The following is a 24,626-nucleotide window of genomic DNA, read 5'->3' on the forward strand; positions in this document are numbered from 1 at the left end:
TGCGCACGCCGAGATATGACGCGGGGGCACTACGGCGTGCTGGGGGAATGGGAAACGATGGTAAAACCGCAGCAGCCGGGTGCCCGTCGATCGGCGCCGCTGCTGATCCGCACTACATGAAAGGTCACCATGATCACCACCCTTCAGGAATTCGCAGCATCGCTGCCCGAACCGCTGCAGTGGCTCGGAATCTTGATCATCGCCGCGATTCCGTTCGTCGAGTCGTACTTCGGCTCGGCGATCGGCGTGATCGTCGGCATCCACCCGGTTATCGCGGTCGCGGCGGCCGTCATCGGCAACGTGATCTCGATGCTCGTCTTCGTGCTCACCGCGCACGGAGTTCGCGTGGGCGCGACGAAGGGAAAGGCGCCGAAGCCGCTCTCGCCACGCCGCGAGAAGCTCAAGCAGCGCTTCGAACGTTATGGCGTGCCGGGAGTGAGCCTGCTCGGCCAGGTCTTTCTGCCGAGTCAGATCACCTCAGCGGCGATGGTCTCTTTCGGGGCGCCGAAGAACCAGGTGATCTTCTGGCAGATCATCTCCATCGTCATCTGGGGTATCGCGTTCGGCGTGCTCGCGGCACTCGGGGTGGCCGTGCTCGCGTGAGCGTCATCGCGAGATGAGGGCGGCGGCGATGTCGCGAGCGGTGTCAGTAGCGTGGTCGGGCACGCGCAACCGCATCGCGAGGTCGCCGCTGACGACGAGCAAGAGCCGTTCAGCCAGCTGGGCGGCGGCGGCGCCCGCAATCGGTGCGGCGAGTTCCTCGAGCCGCGTCCGCATCCCTTCGGTGTCGGAGCGGATCGCTGCAGCGACCTCGGGCGGGGCGACGGCGTATTCGGCGGAGGTCGCGAGGAACGCGCACCAGCGGGAGTCGCGCGGCTGCACTCGAAACGCTTGCAACGCGTCGAAGATCGCGAGGAGACGTTGCTCATCAGTTGCGGATCGCGCGACGGCATCGTCCCAGGTTGCGATCCAGGCCTCTTGCCGCCGTTGGAGTACGGCCGCGACGAGCGCGTCCTTGCTGACGTAGCCGCGATACAGGGTGGCCGGCGAGACGCCGGCGCGCGCGGTGATCGTGTCGATCGGAGTGGCCACGATGCCCTGCGTGAAGAACAGGTCTTCAGCTGCATCGAGTATGCGCGTTTCCGTTCTCGGCCTGAGCCCCATGCCCATACTCTAGGGTAGAAGAAAGCGAAACGCTCGTTATCGTTATCGTTTTCGCGGAGGGGTGGAGATGACAGCGCAGCAGGAGACGGGTCAGCGAAGTCGCGCGCCGCACGTCGTCGGCCTCGTCGCGGCCGGCACGACGTTGATCGCTGCGACCTACGGTCTCGTCAGGCTCGCCTTCGGACTGCACCTGCCGGAGATGGGCGAGGAGTTCGGTCTCGACCTCACGACGCTCGGGCTGATCTCGGCTGGAGCCTCCCTGGTCTACGGACTCGCCGCCGGCATCGGATTCCTCGTCGGAGACCGCTTTCCGCGCGCGCTCGTGCTCGCGGCCGGCCTCGCCGCAGGGGGCGGATCGCTCGGCATCGCGCTGACGCACGACGCCGGGGTGTTCAGCGCGTGCGCGATCGCGAGCTCGGCGGGTGCAGGCTTCGCGTCTCCCGGGCTCGTTCGCATCATTCACCGAGCCGCGTCCCCCGCTGAACGATCGACGATGCAGTCGATCGTCAACGCGGGCACCGGCCCCGGCCTCGTCGCAGCGGGAGGCCTTGCCTGGGCACTCGCTCCTGAGTGGCGGCCCGCCTGGGTGGTCGCCGGCGGAGCTACGGCCCTCGCCACCATCGCGGTGCTCTGGTTGGGCCGGGCGGAAGGCGGGTCGGGCGCGGTAGGCACGGAGGGGCGCTCTGCGCTTCACCTGCCGCCGATCACCTGGTGGAGCTCGCATCGAGTGGCATTGGTCGCTGCCGCGGCCTTCGGGTTCGGAGCTGCAGCGATCTGGAACTTCGGACGAACCGCGCTCGTCGACGCCGGCGCCTCGGAGAGTGCGTCGTTGCTCGCGTGGGTGCTGCTCGGATTCGGCGGCGCGGCCGTGATCGCAACAGCGCCGCTCCTCAGGCGCCGGGGGCCGCGCAGCCTCTGGCTGGTCTCGACGATTCCCGCGGCCGCCTGCACCGCCGTCCTCGGCATGTTTCCCGGCTCTCCCGTGCTCGCGGGGACGGCGTGCGCCGTGTTCGGGTGGGGATACGTCACTGCCACGGGGGCGCTCATCGAATGGACGACGCAGATCGACGGTTCGCGCGCTGCAACGGGCACCGCCGTGCTGTTCGTGGTGTTCATGATCGGGCAGGCGACGGGTGCGGCCGTCGTGGGTGCGTTCGTCGCGGAAGCGGGGTACCCAGCGTCGTTCGGCGTCGCAGCCGCGGTGGCGTGCGCCGCAGGGCTGCTCGGATACGAGCGGCGCCGGAGTGCGACGAGGTCGGTGGAGAACTGACGGCCGCCCCTCTACTCGCGTCGGGTTTGTATCTCGACTGAGATTCGATCGAAACATCAATAAGGGGGATCTTCTTGGCTGCTCGCACTCGTCGGAGAGCTCGTGGTGCCTTGGGAATGGCCTTGAGCGCCATGCTCCTGCTGTTCGGGTTCGCCGAGGCCCTCACCCCGACCGCGGCGCACGCCGACCCGGTCGTTGCGCAGCCGGGAGAATTGGTCGTCAACGGCGGTGCCGAGCAGGGGCAGACGTTCGGGTGGACTGGAGTGCTCGGTCGCTACTCGCACGGAGTCGGCGGATACCCGCAGTCCGTCATCGTCGACGAGAACGGTCTGACGGGTGAGACCTATGACGGGGGCCAATATCTCTTCACGGGGCTGGGGGCAGCATCCACGGCTGCGCAGTCGATCGACCTGTCACCATCGGCGGCGGCGATCGACAACGGAAATGTGGACGCACTGATCTCGGCGAAGGTCGGCGGCTATACGAACCAGGCGGACAATGCGCGTGTCACGTACTCGTTCAGGGACGCGAACGACGTCGAGATTCTCAGTACCGTCTTCGGGCCCGTCCTCCCCGCGAACCGGGGCAACGTCTCGGGTTTCGTCCCGTTCGACGAGCGCGTGCGACTTCCGGGCGGAACACGCTCCGTCCTCATCACGATCGACACGCAGCGCTTCATCGCCCCGGCCAACGACGGATACGTGGACAACGTGTCGCTCGTGCTCGACGCGCCCAGTCCGGTCGCAGCGCCCGACAGCGCGACCACCGACCAGGGTGTGCCGGTCGTTCTCAACCCGGCGGGCAACGATACGCCCGGCGCCGGGGCGACCATCGTTCCCTCATCGGTGCGGTTGCTCGACGGCGACGCCGAGGTCACCAGCCTCACCACAGCGGATGGGGAGTACACCGTCGATACGGTGACCGGTCTTGTAACGTTCACCCCGAACGAGGACTTCACCGGCACCACCGTCGCCGTCCCGTATCGCATCAGCGATAGCAGCGGGCAGCAGTCGGATTCCACGCTCACCGTCGAGGTTCCCTTCATCGCGGCCCCTGCCCTGGAGATGGTGAAATCGGCCGACCCGTCGAGCGCTGAGGACTACGTGCTCGGCGCGAACATCACATACTCGTTCCTCGTAACGAACACGGGCAATATCCGGATCGACGACCTCTCGATCTCGGAGAACGTCTTCACCGGTGCAGGGGAAGCGCCCGTCGCGACGTGTCCCCGAACATCGCTGGAGCCCGGGGAGAGCGTCACGTGCACTGCGTCCTACACGCTCGTGCAAGCGGACATCGACGACGAGGGAGTGAGCAACAGCGCCACGGCGGTCGGCATTCCGGAGGGCTCGGAAACCCCCGTCCTATCGGATCCATCGACGTTCCAGATTCCCGTCGATGCGGCCCCGGCGATCTCGCTCGTGAAGAGCGCGACACCGGCGGCGGCGAACGGGGCTGGAGACGCGATCTCGTACACCTATCTCGTCACGAACACCGGCAACGTGACGGTGGATGAGATCGAGATCGAAGAGACCGAGTTCACCGGCACCGGTGAACTGCCCGCGGCGACGTGCCCGGTCGACTCGCTGCTTCCCGGCGCCAGCACGACGTGCACCACTGCGTACGAACTCACGCAAGCAGATGTCGATTCGGGCGAGGTCACGAATACCGCGCTCGCGCTCGGTTCGCACGGTGATGCGCCCGTGTCGACGGAGAGCTCGACTGCCACGGTCTCCATCGCTGCCGCGCCCGGCCTCACACTCTCGAAGACCTCGACCAGCACGGAGATCATCTCCGCGGGCGAAACGCTCGAGTATTCGTTCCTCGTCACGAATACCGGCAACGTCACGCTCGACGGCATCACCGTCGACGACTCCAACTTCTCCGGTACCGGGGAACTCAGCGCAATCGCGTGCCCGGCGACGAGCCTTGCGCCGGGCGGGACGATCACCTGCACCGCGAGCTACACCGTCATGCAGGCAGACGTGGACGCGGGCGGGTCGCTCTCCAACACCGCGACGGTCAGCGGCACATCGCCGGGTGGCGATCCGGTCGACTCGGATCCGTCCAACTCGACGATCGACGTCGTGCGCACTCCCGGGCTGAGTATCGTGAAGACCGCCAACGTCGAGGCGGCCGCGGTGGGACAGACCATTACGTACTCATTCCTCATCTCGAACACGGGCAACGTGACCGTCACAAATCCCCGGGTGATCGAGAGCGAGTTCTCGGGAACGGGCGAACTCTCGGAGATCGAGTACCCGGCCGATGACGTCCTTCTGCAACCGGGGGCAGACGTCACCTACACGGCGACGTACACGCTCACCCAGTCCGACATCGACGCCGGTGAATTGTCGAACTCCGCAACGGCGACCGGAGCCGTGCCGCCCGGTACTGAGCTGCCGGAGACACCCGCTTCGACCGTGACCGTGGAGACGGATCCGACACCGGCTCTCGCGCTCGAGAAGACGGCGGACGTGACGACGATCACGGCGGCGGGCCAGGAAGTGACGTACTCGTTCCACGTGCGCAACATCGGGAATGTGACGCTCACCGACATCGCGGTGGCCGAGGGCGAATTCTCGGGCCGCGGCGCGCTCTCCGAGGTGGTGTGCCCTGCGGATCTGATGTCGCTCGTACCGGGTGAAGGCACCACCTGCACTGCCACGTACACCGTGATCGCCGCCGATCTCACCGCAGGGCTCCTGAGCAACACGGCTATCGCAGTGGGAACCGCTCCCGACGGTGAGACCGCGATGTCCGACGAATCGGTCGCCGAGACCGCGATCGACGTGCCAGCTGCCCCGCAGGATCCAGGTGCGCCGCAGGATCCGCCCGCACCGCAGGAGCCCGGCACCCCTGGCGCACCGAGCGGCCCGCAGCAGCCCGGCGACCTTCCGACGACGGGAGCTGATCTCGTGGCTCCCGGCCTCGTCGGTGGTGCCGCAGTGCTGTTGGCAGCCGGAGCAATCTCGTTGGCGCTTCGACGTCGAAAAAACGCAGACCTGGTCTGAAACACGACAAACCACCGCTCCGTCACGTGGCGATTACCGCAAAGTGAGCCTGCGCGGACGCGGCGAAATAGCGGTGTCGCCACTGTGTAGCGGCTGCGTAAACGGCTAGCGCGGGTCCTCCGACGCCTGCGGTGACGTTCATAAAGCCAGATGCAAGACCGAATCCCGCACCAACGTACCAGGAGTCGCGCAGTTGTCTCGTTGAGGCGATCATGGTCGCTCCCACCGCCACGATCACGTCAATTGCTATTTGCAACGGCGCCCGTGGCAGCGACGCGAATGCACCCACGATCGCACCTTATATTGCAATCTGGCTCGCATTAGGTTGCATGCTTATCCGCGTCCGCGTCCGCGTCCGTATCCTTCAGGGCAGAGGTCGACACGTGCGCATGCGCGATTGTCGCTGGGGTGCCGACGCGCCGCATGCCACGTCTACTCGACTAGAGAGTTTGCCTGCACTTCACGCCCGGCCGAGCCGTAGAAAAGACGAAGTCCCCGCCGCTCACGCGACGGGGACTTCAGAAGTGCGCCCCAAGGGATTCGAACCCCTGACCTTCTGATCCGTAGTCAGATGCTCTATCCAGCTGAGCTAGGGGCGCCCGTTGGTTTCCCAACTCGAAAGAGACTACACGAGACGATGGAAAAACGAAAATCACGCCCCCGTTGCAGAACGGCGCCGCGCGTGTCGCGCCCGCGCGGTAACCTGGGACCCGTGTCCCTGAGCCCAGAACTCGCCCGCGCGGAAGCACTGATCCGCGAGATCGCCAATTACCCCTCATCGGGCGTCCTCTTTCGAGACATCACCCCGCTGTTGGCGGATGCCTCGGCGTTGCGCGCAACGGTCGACGCCCTGATCGAGCCGTTCCACGGATCCTTCGACGTCATCGCAGGCCTCGAGGCCCGCGGCTTCCTGTTGGCGAGTGCCGCGGCCTATGCCAGCAGCACGGCGCTCATGCCGGTTCGTAAAGCGGGCAAGCTGCCGCGCCCCGCAGCGAGTGTCGGGTACCAACTCGAGTACGGCACCGACGCCGTCGAGGCGCATGACGACTTCGCGCCGGGCACTCGGGTGCTGCTCATCGACGATGTGCTCGCGACGGGAGGCACGCTGGCGGCCGCGCACCGGCTCATCGAGCAGCTCGGCTACGTCGCCGCAGGCACGTCGGTGCTCTTCGAGATCGATGGTCTCGGCGGTCGCGAGGCTGTCGGTGACGCAGCGCTCCATACGGTCTTCCGCAGCTGACGGCCGATGTCCGTGGTTCGCCGTAGATTCGCAGCATGAACCGGGCACCGAAGCGCAGCAAGCAGCAGCTTCCCGCGCCCGATTTCTTCGATCTCGCCGGGAGTGATCCCGAGCTGCTGAAATCGGGGAGGATCCCCGATCCGCTGCCCGAGCACACGCCGTTGTTCCGCGGGCTCGCGCGCGTGCTGCAGTTCGTCGAGTCGCGGCTCCGGGCACGCGGCGACACCGTGTTGCGCAACGCGATCCGTTTCTTCTGGGGTTTCGTCGCCCTGGTCGGAATCTTCCTGCTGGTCGGCCCGATCGTCAACGAACCGCTCGATTTCGAAGATGTCATCGCATCGGCGGAGATCGACGATGTCGACTGGATCGCACGTGATGCGGAGATCGACTACGTCATCGACCGCGACTCCGATGGCGGGTTCGTGGCGCAAGTGAGCGAGCGTTTCGCTGCTGATTTTCGCAATGGGTCCGAGCCGAGCGTCGCACGCACGATCTTGACCGAGTACCACGGGCACGATGTGCGCTTTGAGCTGATGAGCGCGACGATTGAGGGCGCCGAGGCCGAGATCGACGTGCGACCCGCCCCCACCACGACGGAGGTTCGGCTCGCACCGGTCGACGGCGAGCCGCTGTCGGGCACGCAGGAGATCGCGCTCACGTACGAACTGCATGACCTCGTGACCTCCGATGTCGATGACGCGACCGGGCGAACCGTTGACAGTTTCGACTGGCCGCTGTTCGCTCCGACATGGCCGCAGGCGACGAAGGGCATCGAAGTCTCGCTCACGCTTGCACCCGAGATCGACGATGAGCTCGTGCGGTCGCCCCGGGCCTACATCGGTTGGTTGCTCATCAGCGGAACCGAGTGGTTGAGCGCCGAAGGCGAAAGCGCCGCAGGGGTGCGATACGCATTTTCGAACGACGACGCGCTGCCGCCGAACGCCGACCTCTTCGTGAGCGCCACGTTCGAGCCCGGCACGTTCACGCAGCCGCAGACGACGTCGCTCTTCTGGGTGCAGACCTACGGGCCCCTGATTCCCATGGCGCTGCTGCTCGTGCTGACGCTCTTCGCCTTCGCTGCGAGGCGCGTGGTGTGGGCCGACAGCGCCGGCAATCCCTGGTACCTCCCCAGACACGAACCACCCGAGAACCTGTCCCCCATGCTCGCCGCGGAACTCATGGGCAAGCGGCGTCACGTCGAGCTCGTCGACGAACTCGAGCGCGTGCCCAAGCGGTCGTCCTCCCGACGCGAGGCGTGGCTGCGGCGACTCGCCCGCGCGGGGCGACGGGCAGGCACCGTCGGAAACACTCCGACCGTGCTGCGCCGCACACGATCGTGGGGCGCGAGCAACGCGGCGGTGCGGGCGGGTCTTCGGTGGGTGCCCGACAGCTACGTTCGCGATTTCTTCACGATCGCGCCGATCGCCATCATGCTGCTGCAGTGGGGGCTGCTGCGTCAGCTGTCGCACCAGGTGATTCTCGCGGTGGTCTGGTGGCCCGCCGCATTCGTGCTCGTCTCGACGGCGCTCGCGATCATCTCGAACATCGCCGTATCCCGACCGCGCCCGTTGACCCGCGCCGGCGCGCTCGCGATGCAAGAGCTCAAGGGCATCGACGTCTGGGCGCGCGGCACGCGGCTGCTCGATCGCGGGCCGCTCGAAGATCCACTGCTGCCCTACGCATTGCTCTTCGAACGCCCCCGCCGGGCCGGGCGCAAGATCGCGGAGCACGCCGCGGAGCAGACTGGTGACCGCGCGGCGGCTCACGGGTGGCGCACGGAGCACTTCGTCAGCGCCCCGGCAGTGCTCGCGCTGTTCGGAGCGGTCGCGGTGCTCGCCGGATCGATCGTCACCGTATCCACGCAACCGGCGCCCTACGCCACCGACACGGAGTTCGTCACCTGGTCGAACGATCTTCCGGGCACGCTGTACACCGAGGTCTCGGGCTTCGACATCGAAGCCGAGTTGCGACGGGGCGACGATGGCGGGGCGCGCCTCGACGTCATCGAGCGGCTCGATGTCGTCTTCGATGATTCGGCTTCGAAAGTGCCGCAGTTCGCCAAGGAGTGGCCGACCGAGCGTCTCGGGCAATCGCTCGGGTTCGAACTGCGATCGGTCACGGTCGATGGGGAAGCCGCCCCCTACACCGAGTTGCCGCAGCCCCGCACGAACAGCCTCGCGATGCTCACCCAGTTCTCCGACGTGCTGGCGGGCGAGCACGAAGTCGAGATCGCGTACACGCTGCACAGCGCAGCGGTCGATGCGCCGGGCGTGCTCGAAGCGGATCAGCAGGTGCGCTGGGCTGCCTGGCTGTCGCACTGGGAAGACGAATACTATGCGGAGCCCGGCGATTATTTCGGCGCCAAGCTTCCGGTGCGCCCGCTACGGGTGGAGCTCACGGTCGCCCCGGATCTCGTCGACGAGCTGACGGATGCCGGATGGATCGACTCCGACTCCGATCGGCCGCGGATGCCGCTGGAACGCGGCAATGTGACGAAGCCATGGGTCACCGAGCAGAGCTTCTACACGGATGAGGCTGAGCTCGAAGATCGTACGCACTACGAGCTGCGCATCGGCTCGGAGCGGGAGCGCGCCGATGGGGCGCTGGTCGTCGAAATCGATGCCGATCGCGTCGAGTCGCGGAAAGCCGAGGACTATTCGACGGGCGCGCCGGCAGAGGACTGGACGATCGATGCCGACATTAACGGCTCGCTCGACCAGCACTCGCTCGATCTGAACGGCGATCTGGGAGCGCTCGTGAACTTCTCGCCGGGCACGTTCGACGATGTCGAAGCGGGAGCTTTCGACCGCTACGAGCGGGAGACCAGCCTCCCATTCACCGCGCTCTTCGCACTCCTGGGGGTGGTGGTCGCCGTGTCGATCGGGGTGATCGTCTGTGCGGCGCGGGTGCGCCGGGCCGCAAGCACAAGTCTGCGCGTCACCGCCTGGCTCACCGTGCCCCTCATCGCCCTGGCGCAGTGCGTGCTGTTCTGCTGGGTCGTGCTGCCGATGCCGGGCAGCGACGTGAGGGGCGGCGGAGCCATCGCACTCGGTGCGGTGATGTTCACCGCGGTCATCGCCCAAGGCGTGATGGTGGCGCGGCGAACGGGATCCAGCACGCGGAAGAAGGGACAATGGAGGGCATGACCGAGATCGACGCCACGGCCGCGTTCTTCGCCGCCCGGGATCAACTGCTCGCGCTCGCAGGAGAGCCGCAGCGCCAGCGCACCGAATTCGAATGGCCCGATGTGGGGCCCGAGTTCAACTGGGCGCACGACGTCTTCGACGTGATTGCCGAGGGCAACGACACGACCGCGCTGTGGATTGCCGAAGAGGATGGCACCGAGCTCAAGCGCTCGTTCGCGCAGCTCAAGCAGCGCTCCGACCAGGTCGCGAATTGGCTCCGCAGCATCGGCGCGAAACGCGGCGATGTGGCCATGCTCATGCTGGGCAACCGGGTCGAGCTGTGGGAGGTCATGCTCGCCGCCATGAAGCTCGGTGTCGTGCTGCTGCCCACGTCGGTGGTGCTCGGGTCGCACGAGCTGGTCGATCGCGTCGAGCGCGGCACGGTGCGATGGGTGTTCGCCGCAGCCGAGGACGCGATGAAGTTCGGCGACGTGCCTGGCGACTACCGCGGCATCGGGGTCGGATTCGATGCAGCTCCCGCTGACCAGCGCGCACGGCTCTACGACTGGGCGCGGTACGAAGAGTCGTCCGCGGCGTCACTCGCGCCCATTGCGAAGACGACGACGAGCGACGACGCAGCGCTCCTGTACTTCACGTCGGGCACCACCAGCCTGCCGAAGATCGTGGTGCACTCGCATACGAGCTACCCGCTCGGGCACCTCACGACCCTCTCGTGGCTCGGCATACGACCTGGCGATACGCATCTCGTCATCAGCGCTCCGGGCTGGGCGAAGCACGCCTGGTCGAGCTTCTTCGGCCCCTGGCATGTGGGCGCGACCATCTTCGTCGCGAACTACGCCCGCTTCGACGCCGAGTTCCTGGTCTCCGAGCTCGACCGCGCGGGCGTCAGCACCTTCTGCGCGCCGCCCACCGTGTGGCGCATGCTCATCCAGAGCAGACTGTCGCAGAAGCCGCGCGCGCTGCGCGAGATCGTGTCGGCCGGCGAACCGCTCAACCCCGAGGTCATCGCGCGCATCCGTGAGTGGTGGGGCCTCGATATCCGCGACGGATACGGTCAGACCGAGACGACCGCGCTCATCGGCAATCTTCCCGGCGATCCGATCGTGCCCGGCGCGATGGGGCGACCGCTGCCCGGCGTCGCGGCAGTGCTCATCGACCCGGCGACCGGCGAGGAGGCCGAGGAAGGCGAGATCTGCCTGCGCCTGGACCCCGAGCGCCCCGTCAACCTGATGCCGGGATACTACGGCGATCTTCAGGCGACGGAGCGTGCGACCCGCGGCGGCCTCTTCCACACCGGCGACGTGGCCCAGCGCGACGAGCACGGCGTGCTCACCTTCGTCGGCCGCACCGACGACATCTTCAAGTCGAGCGATTTCAAGGTGTCGCCCTTCGAGGTGGAGAGCGCCCTCATAGAGCACGCCTTCGTCGCCGAGGCCGCCGTCGTCGGAGCCCCCGACCGCACCCGGCTCAACGTGACCAAAGCGTACGTATCGCTCGCAGCGGGTGTCGCGGCCGACGAGGAATCTGCGCGAGCGATTCTCGCTCACGCACGCGGCGCACTGCCGCCCTACATGCGGGTACGGCGCGTCGAGTTCTTCGAGCTGCCGAAGACCACCTCTGGCAAGATCCGTCGCATCGAGCTGCGCCAGCGCGAGGAGGCGGCCCATGCGGCGGGCGAACGCATCGCGACCGAATGGCGTGAGGAGGAGTTCCCGGGGCTCAAAGGCTGAGCGGCGCGAGGATCAGCGATCCTCGACGGGACGCCACGCGGCCGGCTGATCCGCCGTCATGCGGCGTCACGCAATTGCAGCCCGAGCGATCCTGCCGGATAGTTTCGAGGTATGACGCAGATCGAAACCACCACCGCAGGCAGCCTGCCCCGCACGCAGGCGCTCATCGAGGCGAACGCCGCACGAACCTTCGCAGATGACGGCTTGACGCTGCAGTCGACGCCCGAGTTCGACGCGCTCGTCGCCGAAGCCGTGCGCGATGTCGTCGCACGCCAGCGCGACCTCGGCATCACGCAGCCGGGCGACGGGGAGTTCGGCAAGGCGATGTCGAACGCCGTCGACTACGGCGCGTGGTGGACCTACTCGTTCCAGCGCACCTCGGGCCTCACGGTCACCGAGCGCAACATCTTCACCCAGGAGCCGGTGCGGTCGACGCCCGGCAACATTCAGCTGACGTCGTTCCCGGATCGCCGTGACTGGGTGCGCTTCTCCGAGGCGTACCAGGCCGAGATCAGCACGGGCACCAACGCAACGCCGTTCCCCACGACGACCGACGCAATCACCTACACCGGACAAGAGCTCGTCGCGACCGATACCCGCAACCTGCGAGCGGCGCTGCAGCCGGGCGAGCAGGGGTTCATCACGGCGATCGCGCCCGGGTCGGCCGCGCGCATTCAGAACGACTTCTACGCCTCGGAGCAGGAGCACATCGACGCGTGGATCGCCGCGCTGAGCGAGGAGTACCGAGCCATCACCGATGCCGGGCTGATCGTGCAGCTCGACGACCCGTCGCTCGCTGAGAACTGGGATCAGATCAACCCCGAGCCCTCGGTCGAGGATTACCTCGCGTTCACGCAGATTCGCATCGACGCGATCAACGAGGCCATCAAGGGGCTGCCGAAGGAGCAGGTGCGCCTGCACCTGTGCTGGGGTTCATGGCACGGCCCGCACACCACCGACATCGAGCTCAAGCACATCCTCAAGACCGTGCTCGGCGCGAACGTCGGTCAGATCTCATTCGAAGCGGCGAACGCGCGCCACGAGCACGAGTGGGCGGTGTGGGAGGAGAACAAGAGCATCATTCCCGACGACCTGATCCTCGTTCCGGGCGTGGTCGGCCACTCGACGAACCTCGTCGAGCACCCCGACCTCGTCGCGCAGCGCATCCAGCGCTTCGCCAACGTCGTGGGAGCGGATCGCGTTATCGCTGCGACCGACTGCGGCCTCGGCGGGCGCGTGCACCCGCAGATCGCCTGGGCCAAGCTCGAGGCGCTGGGCGAGGGCGCGCGTCGCGCGGCAAAGCTCGTCTGAGGCGGGAGCAACGCCCGCCCCGTTCCGCTTTGCGTGAGGTGAGCCGGGGCGTGGCGGGGCGATGGTCGTCGAATCAGGATCGCAGCAGCGTGTACGTGCGTGACACGCGCTGCCGCCACCACTCTTCGCGATCCGGAGCTGCTCGATAGCGCTCGAGCAAGGCGGAGTCGAGGTCTGGCCGGCGGACCTCGATCGACCCGTCGAGCGGCACCAGGGGCGACGCGGTCACATCGCCGTCGAGCAGCGCGACGGTACCCAAACCGCACGCGCCCGCGAGCATGCCCTCGGGCAGGGCGGCAGCGAGGTGCAGTCCCATCGCGATGCCGGCCGAGGTGTCGAGCGCGCTCGACACCACCACGGGCAACCCGGCCTCGATCACGAGCGACCGCGCGCGGCGCACCCCGCCGAGGGGCTGAGCCTTGACGATCAACAGGTCTGCCGCTCCGGAGCGAGCGACTGCGAGCGGATCCTCGGCCTTCCGCACGCTCTCGTCGGCCGCGATGCGAACCGAAACGCCCGACGTGCGCAGCCTCGAACGCACCTCGACGAGTTCCACGACGCTCGCGCTCGGCTGCTCTGCGTAATCGAGGTCGAAGTCTGCGAGTGCCGTGAGGGCGGAAACAGCGTCGTCCGCACTCCAGCCGCCGTTCGCATCCACGCGTACGAGCCCGGCGGGGCCGAGTGCTTCGCGCACCGCTCGCACCCGGGCGACATCATCGGCGAGCGACTGCCCGCGTTCCGCAACCTTCACCTTCGCGGTCGTGCAGCCGGGAAAGCGGGCGAGCACGGCGGGTACCTCGTGCGCATCCACTGCGGGCACTGTGGCGTTCACCTCGATCCGCTCGCGGAGCGCCTCCGGCTGCGTCGCCCACCCGAAGTCGAGCGCTGCCGCAAGCCAGGGAGCGGCCTCTGCGTCGTCGTACTCGAGAAACGGCGAGAACTCGCTCGCGCCCAGCGGAGCATCGAAGATCATCGCCTCGCGCACGGCGATGCCGCGGAACCGCGTACGCGTCGGAATCGAGACGACGTGCGCGGCAGCAAGCACCTCGGCCAGCGGCGGAACGGCGGGCGGGTTGCTGCGGGTGTCGGTCATGCCTCGATCCTGTCACGCCCTGGCGCGGTTCGTGGGTGTGCCGCCCGGGCTCGGGATCGGGGCGCGCCCCTAGGCTAGGGGCATGACGCAGCAGGTATCCGAACTCTTCGACGCCGCCGAGTGGGAGATCGCCCCCGGGGCCCAGCACTACTCCGACATTACGTCGCACCTCAGCCTCGACGGGCGCATCGCGCGCGTCGCGTTCGACCGCCCCGAGGTGCGCAACGCCTTCCGCCCGCGCACCGTCGACGAACTCGCCGACGCGCTGGAGCGCGCGCGAGTGAACCCGAAGGTCGGGGTCGTGCTGCTCACCGGAAACGGGCCGAGCCCCAAAGACGGCGGCTGGGCGTTTTGCTCGGGCGGCGACCAGCGCATCCGTGGCCGCGATGGGTACAAGTACTCAGACGACGAGACCGAGGTGGGGCCGGAGGCCGCGGCCCGCGCCGGGCGGCTCCACATTCTCGAGGTGCAGCGGCTGATCCGATTCATGCCGAAGGTCGTCATCGCGCTCGTCCCGGGCTGGGCGGCCGGCGGCGGGCACTCGCTCAACGTGGTCTGCGATCTCACCATCGCGAGCCGGGAGCACGCGAAGTTCAAGCAGACCGACGCCGACGTCGGGTCGTTCGACGCCGGTTATGGCAGCGCCTACTTCGCGAAGCAGGTCGGCCAGAAGTTCGCGCGCGAGATCTTCTTCCTCGCCGAGGAGTACTCCCCCGAGCGGGCGCGCGAGATCGGCGCCGTCAACGAGGTCGTGCCGCACGCGGAGCTCGAACGCACCGGCATCGCCTGGGCGCGCACGATCCTCGGCAAGTCGCCGACCGCGATCCGGATGCTCAAGTACGCGATGAACGCCGTCGACGACGGCATCGTCGGGCAGCAGCTCTTCGCGGGGGAGACTACCCGCCTCGCCTACGGCACCGATGAGGCGGTCGAGGGCCGCGACTCGTTCCTCGAGAAGCGCGAGCCCGACTGGAGCCCCTTCCCCTACCACTACTGAGCGCCGCTGCTGCGCTGCTGCTGCGCTGCCGCGCTGCTACTCCGCTGCTACGCTGCTGCTGCGCTGCCGCGCTGCTACTCCGCTGCTACGCTGCTGCTGCGCTGCCGCGCTGCTACTCCGCTGCGCCTACCGGAGCCGGGTCACTTTCGGAGGGTGTCGCAGCTTGGCGGAGACCCGACACCCTCCCAAAGTGACCCGGCTCGCGCGGCCAGCTCTGGAGCGGGTGCAGTTGTGCCGCCGACATGGGAGCGGGGTCACTGTTCGTGCGTGTCAGACCCACGACACGCACGAAGAGTGACCCCGCTCGCATATTGGCGCCGGCGCCCCGGCGCCCGGTCGTACTCAGCGCGCGCAGCGCACAGCACCGCAACGCGAGTACCCTGGTGAGGTGACTGCGCCCCACAGACTCCGTGCGATTCCGACCGAAGATCGCGCATGGTTGACCGCCGCCCTCGCCGACGCAGTGAACGGCGGTGCTCCGGTCGTGCCGGTGGCGCCCGGCGTCGACCCCGACGAGATCCTGGCACTGCAGCAGCAGCCGTTGCCCGAGGGCACCGCCGTGGTCGTTCGCACTTCGGGTTCGAGCGGCACCCCCAAGGCGGTCGCACTTTCGGCCGATGCGCTGCATGCGAGCGCTCGCGCGACGGCCGAGCGTCTCGGCGGGCACGGCCAGTGGCTGGTGACGCTGCCGACCCACCTCATCTCGGGCCTCCAGATGCTGGTGCGCAGCGAGCTCGCCGGCACGCATCCGGTCTTCTTCGACGGGCACTTCGATCCCGCCGCATTCCTCGAACAGGCGGAGTCCCTCGAGGCCGACCGGCGCTACGTCTCGCTGGTGCCGGTGCAATTCGCGCGGCTCCTCGATCATGTCGAGCAGGATCCCTCTGCCGCCGACGTACTGCGCCGTTTCGATGCGGTGCTCGTCGGCGGGCAATCCGTGAGCCTGTCGCTCCGCAGCCGTGCGCACGCCCTGGGCATCGCCCTGAAGCGCAGCTACGGGATGTCGGAGACGGCGGGCGGTTGCGTCTACGACGGCGTTGAGATCGGCGATACACGTGTACGCATCCGCGGCGGCGAGGTGCAGCTCGCCGGCAGCGCACTCGCGCTGGGCTACGTCGGAGACGAGGAGCTCACGGACCGTGCCTTCGTCACCGAGACGGGGCGTGACGGCACCCCCACCCGCTGGTACCGCACGGGCGATTCCGGTGAACTCCTCGGCGGCATGCTGACGGTTACCGGGCGCCTCGATCGCGTCATCATCTCCGGGGGCGTCAACGTGTCGCTCGATGAGGTGGAGCGTGTGGTGCGGGAGCAGGCAGGCTGGGAGAACGCGGTCGCACTCGGCGGCCCTCACCCTGAGTGGGGAGAGCGAGTGTCGCTGGTCGTCGACATGGGCTCGGCCAACCGCGCCGCCTTCGAGCAGGTGCAGGAGACACTGCGCGGAGCCCTCGGCGCCGCAGCCGTTCCCGCGTGGGTGACTGAGACCGAAGCGATTCCGCGGCTCCCGGGCGGGAAGCCAGACCACGCGGCGATCAGCGAATGGCTGGGCCGCTTGCGGTCGAGCTTCACCGAAGTGCGACGCGGAGATTCCGTCGCCGAGACGCGCGATTCGATCGCGCTCGGAGAGAAGGACCAGACGTGAACCAGGCACACGACCGACGACGATCGGGCAACCCTGCGGCCCGGGCGGCTGCCGAGCGACAGGCCGCAGCGGGAGCCCCGCCGCGGATTACCTGGCGCAACTGGGTCGGCGGAGCACGATTGCGCACTCTGCCGCTCGCCGTCGCCCCGGTGGCCGCGGGCAGCGGCATCGCGCACATGGTGCAGGAGTTCTCGCTCACGCTCAGCCTGCTCGCGCTCGCCGTCGCCGTGTTCCTGCAGATCGGCGTGAACTACGCGAACGACTACTCCGATGGCATTCGGGGCACGGATGAGTTCCGCGTCGGCCCCGCTCGACTCACCGGGTCGGGGCTCGTCAACCCGAAGCGCGTGCTCGCCGTCGCGCTGACGTTCTTCGCGCTCGCCGCGGTTGCAGGCCTGGTCGCAGTCGTGCTCAGCGAACGTTGGTGGTTCCTCGCGCTCGGCGCGGTGGCCATCGTCGCCGCCTGGTTCTACACGGGCGGCAAACGCCCCTACGGGTACGCGGGGCTCGGCGAGCTCGTCGTGTTCGTGTTCTTCGGAATCGTCGCGACCGTCGGCACTGTCTGGTTGCAGACGGACATCGACGTGCAAGAACCGTGGATCGCCGGGTGCGGCGTCGGCCTGTTCGCCGTCGCGGTGCTCGTGGTGAACAATATCCGGGACATCCCCACGGATCGCCTCGCGGGCAAGCGCACGCTCGCGGTGCGCATCGGTGACCGCGCCTCGCGCATCCTCTACGTCGTGTGCGTGCTGCTGCCGTTCGCCGTTCCGGCGTTCTACGCGCTCGCGCAGCCGGGCATGATCCTCGTCTGGTTCGTGCTCCTCCTCGCCATTCCCTCCTCGATCATCACCCTCACCGCGAAGACGCCGCGCGAGCTCATTCTCGTGCTGCAGCTCACCAGCCTTGCGGCGCTGGCTTACGGGGTGCTGCTCGGAATCGCGTTCGCGTTCTAACGTCTGGCGATCCGGCGCCGGATCGCCAAGCGCTCGATTCTGAGTGACCGGAGTGTGCGGCTAGCACAGCGTATTCGGCGTCACCACCGTCCACGGAGAGTGTCTGCCATCCTGCGAGAGGAGGCGGAGTTCGATGGTCACGTCTGAAACAGGGGCGTCGTGCAAGCCGTCCCACTGCGACAGGGGAGTGAGCGAAGGCGTCCACCACCACGGGTTCGGTTCGGGATCCGTGCCCGTCAAGACGTCGTGAAAGGTGACGCCTGACGAGTCTTCGACCGTGGGGTACGCGATCAGCGGCACGGGTACGGTGGACGGCGGCTGCGCGATCCGCGCCTGCAGCGCGCCAGCCTCTGAGGCGGTTCCGGTCAACACGTACCCCTGTGCGGGGTTCTCGGCGTAGCAGGTGAAGCCCGCGAGCAACGCCGGGTCGGCATCGTCTACAGGCTCGCCGCCGGAGTCGCCGTTCGCGTCGGTATCAGCAGCCGCTTCGGCAGTGCTGCTTCCCGCTCCCTCAGCTGAGGCGTCGCCCGTGGAATCGGCTGCACTGGAAGCGTCGCTCGACCCGTCTCCCGACGAGTCGCCATCTGCGTTGCTTGCTGCATCTGCATCTGCATCTGCATCTGCATCTGCTGATGCGTCCCCGGCGCCGAGGGACGTGGCGGCTCCTTCGTGATCGGTGCTCGAGCCCTCGGAAGGAGCCGGTGCGCCGTCGCCACCGCTTCCGAAGATCTCAATGAACACCGACTGCGCTCCATCGTCTTCGCGCTCCCCGTCGTCCCCGCCATCTTCGAGGTCTTCGGCTTCGTCAGAACGTGTTTCAGAGTCAGGATCCTCTTCGGCGTCCTCGTCTTGCGGGGCTTCTGCATCTGTGTGCGACGCATGCGGTGCAGCCGCCACCCCACGAGAGTCGGCGGCCTCGACGGGGGCGGTCGTAGAGCTCAACGCCAGCACCGCGGTCACCACGGCCGCGATCCCAATCACGCTTACGCCCGCCGCGATTGCCGTCTGCGCCGGCGCGCTGCTGAGATGCTTCCGCATCGTCCCGCCGGTGTGCGCGGCGGCCGGCGTACTCGAGTTGAAGCCTCCCAGCAACGACGTCGCCGCGCCGCCTCCCACGAAGATCGTGGCGAGAATCAGCGCGAGCTTGCGATTCATTACGGCGATCTCGTCAGCTGCTGCAGCGCACGAGCGGCACGTCTCGAGATGCGCCTGCACGGCGCGCGATCGAGCACTGGTGAGCTTGCCGCGCTGGTACCGCTGCAGATCGTTCAACGTGGATTCGCACTCCGCAGACGCGAGCTCCCGATTCACATGCGCTTCGACCCAGGCCGACGCGAGTGCTTCTCTCGCCCGCGCTGCGAGAGCTGACACCGCATTGGGCCTGATTCCGAGAAGATCTGCCACTTCTCGGGGAGCGAGGCCTTCCACCTCGGTGTACCAGAGCACTGATTGCCAGCGTTCATTGAGCGCATTGAAGGCCTGCGCTGCGGCGCCACGGTCGAAGGCGTCATCGTGCCAGGGATCGACTTCTGGAAGCTCGTGATCATCGTGCAGAGCGGAAGCATGGGATTCGGGATTTCGCAGCTTATCGACGGCAACGGAACGCACCACTCGGTACAGGTACGGCCGAAACGCACCCTGCGGGCCCCTGCCGTTCTCGATGCTCTCGATGATTTTCAGGTACGCGTCGGATACGACGTCCTCGGCATCCAGCGATGGTGCAATGCTCCGAGACGCGACGAGTGCGGGGCGGAGATGTCGCTCCCACAGAACGGCGAGAGCCGCGGAATCTCCTGCCCGGTACGCGGAAAGGAGGTCTTCATCGGAGTCGTGCTGCTGGTCGGCCACGATCTCATCCCCCTTCGCGCTCCCGATGTTGCGATGCCGGAAAGCCCCCGATGCATTATGAGTCCTTTTCTCTCGGAATGCACGTCTTCCCCGGAATCCACGTCACGCCATCGCGGGATCTCCGACACGCGGCTTGAGCGGGCTCCGGAGAGTTTTCTCGAGCATTTCGGGAAACGTGCGTCACGAAACGGGGCGTGCGCCGTGTTATTGGTGAGTCGGCTCCTCAGGACCGTTCCCCGACGTGCCCCCGGGGAGCCGACCGTTGCCTGCTCCGAGGCGCCCCAGACATTCCACGGGCGCCCCGGAATCGCCGCGTCGACGCGGTCCATCCATGCCACGAGCACGAGGAGAGTAAGCGCGCACATGCGTTCCCACAGCACACACGGACATCAGGTCCGCCCCTTCCGAATCGGAAGGATCATCTCAGCGCTGACCGCGGCGCTGCTCGCCGTCAGCGGTCTGCTGACGATTCCCGCGGCGGCGAACGCCGCTCCGAACCCCGAGATCGCCGTCACGAAAGTGGTGATCGGCGCGGGGAGCGGGCCCGACGGGCAGTTGGTCGTCGGCGACACGGTGTCGGTCGCGGGCAGCTGGGATGCGGCCGCGGCGGACCCGCAGCCGGGAGACGTCTTCACGATCGGCCTTCCCAAAGAACTGCGGATCCCGGCCAACGTGCCGTTCTCGCTGAGCGGGCCGACGGAAACGGGAGAGGTCGTCGATTGGGCGACGTGTCTCGCGGACGCGGCGACCGGAATCGTCACGTGCACGCTCACCGAGGAGGTCGCACTGTATCCCGAGGCCGTCCTCGGCGAGTTCGCGTTCGACGTGACCGCTGTCGAAGCGTCGACCGAACAGGCACTCGTCTTCGATCTCAACGGCCAGCAGGTGCCCGTTGAGCTCCCCGGCGGCGGCGGAATCGATGACGGCATCGAGATCCCCGACACGTGGAGCAAAGCGGGTGAAATGAATGCGAACAACTGGTCCATGAAGTGGACGATCGATCTCCCCGGATCTCGCATGCAGGCCCACGACGTCATCAACGTGGCTGACACTCTCGGAGCGGGGCACGCGCTCTGCACGCCGTCGAATATGAAGGTGCAGACCGTCCGCGGCAACACCGTGGTTGACGTGACGAGCATCGCCGAGCTCGTGCCGGGCGTCGACGCGCAGCACTTCACAATGAAGCTCACCGCTCCCGAGGGTGGCTTCGACGCCAACGTGACGTACCGCATCACGTACGACACCTGCACGCCTGACGGGCAGATCGACCCCGAGAACACCGAGTACACGAACGAAGCCAGCATCGACGTCTGGGGCGAATCCTCTGGCATCATCGGCGTACACCCTCGTCCGTGGCAGGGATCGCTCACCAAGTCGGGCACGGTGCTCGGCGGCGGAGAGCGCAACGGCAAGATCGCTTGGACGGTGAGTGTGCCGGGCGACCAGCTCCTCAACAAAGACGGCTTCGTGTTCTCCGAAGCGCTCGGAGCCGGGCACGAGGTATGCAGCGACACGATCAGCGGCATCAAGATCACCGAGCGCTACGGTCCGAGCAACCAGCTCCAGCGCGACGTCACGGGGATGCTCACGCCGAACGTGACCTCGTCTGCTGCACAGGCCTTCGAGATCGATTTCGATATTTCTGACCCCGCGTTCGCCTTCAAGGCGTCCGACTACCGGTACGTCATCACTTACACGACGTGTGTGAGCCAGGACGGGCTGCCAGCGGGTGGCACGGCGTACACCAACCAGGTCGAGGTCGACGGGCAGGTCGCCGGAACCGAGACCCGGGTTCCCGGGCGCTCGGAAGGCAAGAACGGCTCGATCAACGGCAAGGCGGTGACGCTCGACGGTGTCGAGCACTTGCCGCAGACGACGATGAACTGGAACATCACGGTTCCGGGCGAGCGTCTCGCCGCGATCGAAAGCGACCTCGTGGTCACCGACACGCTCTCCGGTGCACACGAGGTGTGCGTCGCGGGAGATCCCACCAGCGGATTGGCATCGCAGCTCGGCCTGAAGGTCGAAGCGCGCGACCAGGTCGGAAGTGGCGGACTCGCGACTGTCGATCTCTCCGATTCGGTGACCGCGGCGCACGAGGACGGGGTGCTCACATTCACGATCCCGCGCCCGACGCTGCCGCAGCCCGGCGGGAGTGAAGCGACCGGGTTCAGCGCCGAGTACCAGTACGTCATCAGCTACGCCACCTGCACCTCGAGCGGTGGCATGGACGCACCGGGCACCTCCTACGGCAACTCGGCCGAGGTGGCCGGCAAGACGTACGAGAAGTCGGTGACGCAGAGCAACCGCGGCAGCGGCACCGGCCAGGGCGTCACCCGCGGTTCCGTGGGCATCAGCAAGACACTCGCCGACACTGCGGGAGCAGCATTCGTTCCCGATGGCACGATGTTCACGGTGCACGTGCAGGAGATCGATCCGCAGGGCCAGATGCAGCTCGAGTACGACCTCGAGGTCCCGGTGAACGGTGATCGGATCAGCGGCCCGAACTCGCGCGGCCTGGGATGGACTGTCGCGCTCTCTGAACCCACATTCCCGTCGATCCCCGGCGTCGTGTTCGGCGATCCCGTATTCGCTCAGGGCGACGGCGTCACCGTGAGTGACGGTGGGAAGACCGCGGTCGCAGCGCTCGCGCCGGGTCGCAACATCACCGTCGACCTCACCAACGAGGCGCAGCTCGGAGCGATCTCGCTCGTGAAGCAGGTCGAAGGCGGCGCGGCGAGCCAGGTCGACACGGATCGTGCTTACGAGGTCACCGCGGCAATCGATACGACTGCGCTGGGAGAGGACTTCCCGAAGCAGGCGGATCGCACTGTCTCCGTGCAGGCGGGCGAGCCCGTGATCATCGACGACCTGCCGATCGGCGCGACCGTTGCGCTCAGTGAAGCCCGGCCCATCGACACCGACCAGTTCACCTGGGGCGATCCGGTATTCTCCCCGGAGAGCATCACCATCACCGGGGATCATGCCGCGACTCCTGCCGCCGTCACCCTGACGAACTCTGTCGAGCGGACGGTGGGAACGTTCTCGATCGTGAAGAGCGTGACCGGTGCCGAGGCAGATAATCCTGCCGTGCCCGACGAGGTGTCGGTCACTGCAGTGTGGGATCAGGAGGGCGTTCCGGGCTCGAAGACGCTCACGGTGCCGACCGACGGCACCCCGGTGGAGCTCGGTGAGAACCTGCTCGTCGGAACCCAGGTCGAGCTGCTGGAGACGCCGCTTGCAGACGGCTCCGGGATCGCTTGGGGATCGCCCACCTGGTCGGGAGAGGGAGTCACCATCGATGAGGAGTCTGCGACCGTGACCATCGGGCGCGGTGCCACGGCTCAGGTGTTCCTCGAGAATCACGCCGCAACGTCGGTTGCAGGCGTCAGCATCCTCAAGGGGATCGGGGGCGAAGCAGCTGCAGAAGTCGACCCCGACACGCAGTTCCCCGTCACCGCGACATGGGCCGACGCCGAGGGTGAGCAGTCGAAGGAGCTCACCATCAACGCAGTCGAACCGACCCCGCTGGGAGTCGATCTCCCCGCAGGCACCGTCGTCACGATCACCGAGGGTGACCGCCCAGATATCGACACCGTCATCTGGGATACCATCGCGATCTCGGGTGACGACGTGACCGACAACGGTGACGGCAGCGCAGAGATCGTGGTCTCGGATCAGCAGGGTGGGATGACCCTCGTCACCGTCGTGAACGAGGCCACCTGGGCACCGGGCACGTTCTCCATCGCCAAGCTTATCGAGGGCGTGCAGCTCGGTGCGGCGGGCGTTCCCGAATCGGTCACCGTGACCGCTGCATGGTTCGAAGCGGGCGAGCCGTACTCGGCAGAGCTCGTGCTGCCGACTGACGGCACTCCGGTCGACTTCGACGAGAACCTGCCTCATGGCACCGAAGTCACGCTCTCCGAACAGGTGCTCGAAGGCACGGAGGCGTTCAGCTGGAACGCTCCCGAGTGGCAGATGGACGGAATCGTCGCCCACGATGACGGCACCGCGACGCTCACCATCGGAGCGGCTCAGACCCTGTCCGTCGACCTGATCAACACCGTGACCCCGACACTGGGAAGCCTCACGCTGATGAAGTCGATTACGGGCGCCGGCGCTTCGCAGGTTCCTGCGAACACCGTCTACCCGGTGAGCGCGAGCTGGACCGACCTGATGGGTGAACCGCAGCAGGTCGACCTCGACCTGATCGCGGGCGAGCCGACGGTGCTCGACGGGTTGCCGCTCGGCACCGAGGTGACGCTCACCGAAACGGGTGCGGATCTGCCGGCCGCCGTGACCTGGGTCGGCGCCGAGTGGTCGTCAGACTCAGCCGAAGCAACCGTTGCGGGGGAGGGAAAGAGCATCGTGCTCACCGCATCGGGCGAGACGGGTACTGAGGTATCCGTTGAGCTCGAGAACAGGATCGAGCTCGCGCCAGGGTTGGCAGTGACCGGTGGTGAACTGCTCACTGGCGCTCTCCTCGCGGCAGGACTCGTAGCCGGCGGCGCGGTGCTGCTGATCCTGCGACGTCGTCGCGCGCTGTAAGAGTGGCACGAGAGGGGCGACCGGGCGTAACGCTCGGTCGCCCCTCGGCGTCTGCGGATCCTCCCGGGAATGACGGATTCGATCACCGTCGTCCCGTGACGCAGAGCTCTCGGTTCACGGCAGTACTCCGCACGGGGAGATTGCAGCAATGATCGCCGTTTTCGCTCAGCTGCTGTCCCGCCGGCACGGCATCGACATCCTCGACGTGATCCATGCGGAGGCTCGCCGACCCGCACTGTCGCGCCCGGCGCGTGGCCGCACTCGTTCAATCGCGCAAGGGCGAACCCGAGACCGAGAAACGATTCCCGCCCATCTGTCCCGAGAGCAGCGGCATCGCCTCAGCGATAGCTGCTCGCACGCTCTCGAGTTGCAACGAGGCCTGGTGAGCTTCGGGGGAGGTCCAGAGCTCCGCAACGTAGACCGTATCGGGCTCGTCCTCGTTCGTGCCCACCTCGTACAGCAAGCACCCGGCCTCATCGAGTTGAGCATTCCGTCGCGTCAAGATCGCGACGACCTTGTCGCGCATTCCCGGCTGCACCCCGAGCGTTCCCACATTTGCGAAAGTCACAAGCGTATTCTAAGCAGAACGATGTCATTCGGGTACGGGCGGAAGCGGGAGGTGCGCGCGTCGCTTCGCGATCCGGCGCAGGATCGCCGAGCGCCGAGCGCG

15 protein-coding genes and 1 tRNA gene are annotated in these 24,626 nt (G+C 67.2%); 11 read left to right on the forward strand and 5 right to left on the reverse strand.

Annotated elements, in window-relative coordinates:
* Positions 1 to 129: 129 nt before the first annotated feature.
* Complete coding sequence (locus AB0O71_RS11360; RefSeq protein WP_363745338.1) at positions 130 to 603, forward strand: hypothetical protein; 474 nt, start codon at positions 130 to 132, stop codon at positions 601 to 603.
* Positions 604 to 606: 3 nt separating this feature from the next.
* Here the strand turns inward: AB0O71_RS11360 and AB0O71_RS11365 are convergent, their stop codons facing one another.
* Complete coding sequence (locus AB0O71_RS11365) at positions 607 to 1,164, reverse strand: helix-turn-helix domain-containing protein (RefSeq protein WP_363745340.1); 558 nt, start codon at positions 1,162 to 1,164, stop codon at positions 607 to 609.
* A 67-nt stretch (positions 1,165 to 1,231) separates the two neighbouring features.
* Between AB0O71_RS11365 and AB0O71_RS11370 the strand changes: the two genes are divergently transcribed.
* Both AB0O71_RS11370 and AB0O71_RS11375 read left to right on the forward strand, forming a co-directional pair.
* The gene (locus AB0O71_RS11370; protein WP_363745342.1) at positions 1,232 to 2,434 is read left to right on the forward strand and encodes an MFS transporter; all 1,203 of its coding nucleotides are present in this window, start codon (positions 1,232 to 1,234) and stop codon (positions 2,432 to 2,434) included.
* Between the two features lie 131 nt (positions 2,435 to 2,565).
* Positions 2,566 to 5,448 carry an LPXTG cell wall anchor domain-containing protein gene (locus tag AB0O71_RS11375; RefSeq protein ID WP_363745421.1) on the forward strand — a complete coding sequence of 961 codons (2,883 nt, stop codon included), beginning with the start codon at positions 2,566 to 2,568 and terminating at the stop codon, positions 5,446 to 5,448.
* Between the two features lie 525 nt (positions 5,449 to 5,973).
* Here AB0O71_RS11375 and AB0O71_RS11380 read toward each other — a convergent pair.
* Positions 5,974 to 6,047: transfer RNA gene (locus AB0O71_RS11380), tRNA-Arg, on the reverse strand.
* A gap of 113 nt (positions 6,048 to 6,160) precedes the next feature.
* On the opposite strand from AB0O71_RS11380, the gene AB0O71_RS11385 reads away from it, so the two are divergent.
* The 4 genes from AB0O71_RS11385 to AB0O71_RS11400 all read left to right on the forward strand — a co-directional run bounded on the left by AB0O71_RS11385 (position 6,161) and on the right by AB0O71_RS11400 (position 12,875).
* Positions 6,161 to 6,688 carry an adenine phosphoribosyltransferase gene (locus tag AB0O71_RS11385; RefSeq protein ID WP_363745344.1) on the forward strand — a complete coding sequence of 176 codons (528 nt, stop codon included), beginning with the start codon at positions 6,161 to 6,163 and terminating at the stop codon, positions 6,686 to 6,688.
* A 35-nt stretch (positions 6,689 to 6,723) separates the two neighbouring features.
* The gene (locus AB0O71_RS11390; RefSeq protein WP_363745346.1) at positions 6,724 to 9,834 is read left to right on the forward strand and encodes a hypothetical protein; all 3,111 of its coding nucleotides are present in this window, start codon (positions 6,724 to 6,726) and stop codon (positions 9,832 to 9,834) included.
* Positions 9,831 to 11,564 (forward strand): AMP-binding protein, encoded by a 1,734-nt coding sequence (locus AB0O71_RS11395; RefSeq protein WP_363745348.1) that lies wholly within the window; start codon positions 9,831 to 9,833, stop codon positions 11,562 to 11,564. The genes AB0O71_RS11390 and AB0O71_RS11395 overlap by 4 nt, the downstream gene beginning before the upstream one ends.
* 111 nt (positions 11,565 to 11,675) lie before the next feature.
* Positions 11,676 to 12,875, forward strand: coding sequence for a cobalamin-independent methionine synthase II family protein (locus AB0O71_RS11400; protein WP_363745350.1), 1,200 nt, complete (start codon positions 11,676 to 11,678; stop codon positions 12,873 to 12,875).
* A gap of 73 nt (positions 12,876 to 12,948) precedes the next feature.
* Here AB0O71_RS11400 and AB0O71_RS11405 read toward each other — a convergent pair whose 3' ends face one another.
* A complete protein-coding gene (locus AB0O71_RS11405; RefSeq protein WP_363745352.1) occupies positions 12,949 to 13,968 on the reverse strand; it encodes an o-succinylbenzoate synthase in 1,020 nt (339 codons plus the stop codon).
* 82 nt (positions 13,969 to 14,050) lie between these two features.
* On the opposite strand from AB0O71_RS11405, the gene AB0O71_RS11410 reads away from it, so the two are divergent.
* The 3 genes from AB0O71_RS11410 to AB0O71_RS11420 all read left to right on the forward strand — a co-directional run bounded on the left by AB0O71_RS11410 (position 14,051) and on the right by AB0O71_RS11420 (position 17,560).
* On the forward strand, positions 14,051 to 14,965 hold the full coding sequence (locus tag AB0O71_RS11410; protein ID WP_363745354.1) for a 1,4-dihydroxy-2-naphthoyl-CoA synthase: 915 nt from the start codon (positions 14,051 to 14,053) through the stop codon (positions 14,963 to 14,965).
* Between the two features lie 388 nt (positions 14,966 to 15,353).
* Entirely contained in the window at positions 15,354 to 16,607 is a 1,254-nt protein-coding gene (locus tag AB0O71_RS11415; RefSeq protein ID WP_363745356.1) for an AMP-binding protein, read from the forward strand.
* Positions 16,604 to 17,560 carry a 1,4-dihydroxy-2-naphthoate polyprenyltransferase gene (locus tag AB0O71_RS11420; protein ID WP_363745358.1) on the forward strand — a complete coding sequence of 319 codons (957 nt, stop codon included), beginning with the start codon at positions 16,604 to 16,606 and terminating at the stop codon, positions 17,558 to 17,560. Before AB0O71_RS11415 ends, AB0O71_RS11420 begins: the two co-directional genes overlap by 4 nt.
* A gap of 60 nt (positions 17,561 to 17,620) precedes the next feature.
* Here the strand turns inward: AB0O71_RS11420 and AB0O71_RS11425 are convergent, their stop codons facing one another.
* Entirely contained in the window at positions 17,621 to 19,408 is a 1,788-nt protein-coding gene (locus AB0O71_RS11425) for a sigma-70 family RNA polymerase sigma factor (RefSeq protein WP_363745360.1), read from the reverse strand.
* 363 nt (positions 19,409 to 19,771) lie between these two features.
* Between AB0O71_RS11425 and AB0O71_RS11430 the strand changes: the two genes are divergently transcribed.
* On the forward strand, positions 19,772 to 23,956 hold the full coding sequence (locus AB0O71_RS11430) for a DUF5979 domain-containing protein (protein WP_363745362.1): 4,185 nt from the start codon (positions 19,772 to 19,774) through the stop codon (positions 23,954 to 23,956).
* A 265-nt stretch (positions 23,957 to 24,221) separates the two neighbouring features.
* Here AB0O71_RS11430 and AB0O71_RS11435 read toward each other — a convergent pair whose 3' ends face one another.
* Positions 24,222 to 24,524: a putative quinol monooxygenase gene (locus AB0O71_RS11435; RefSeq protein WP_363745364.1), complete on the reverse strand. Its 303-nt coding sequence runs from the start codon at positions 24,522 to 24,524 to the stop codon at positions 24,222 to 24,224.
* Positions 24,525 to 24,626 lie beyond the last annotated feature (102 nt).

Source organism: Leucobacter sp. NPDC077196 (assembly GCF_040687075.1).
Taxonomy (GTDB): domain Bacteria; phylum Actinomycetota; class Actinomycetes; order Actinomycetales; family Microbacteriaceae; genus Leucobacter.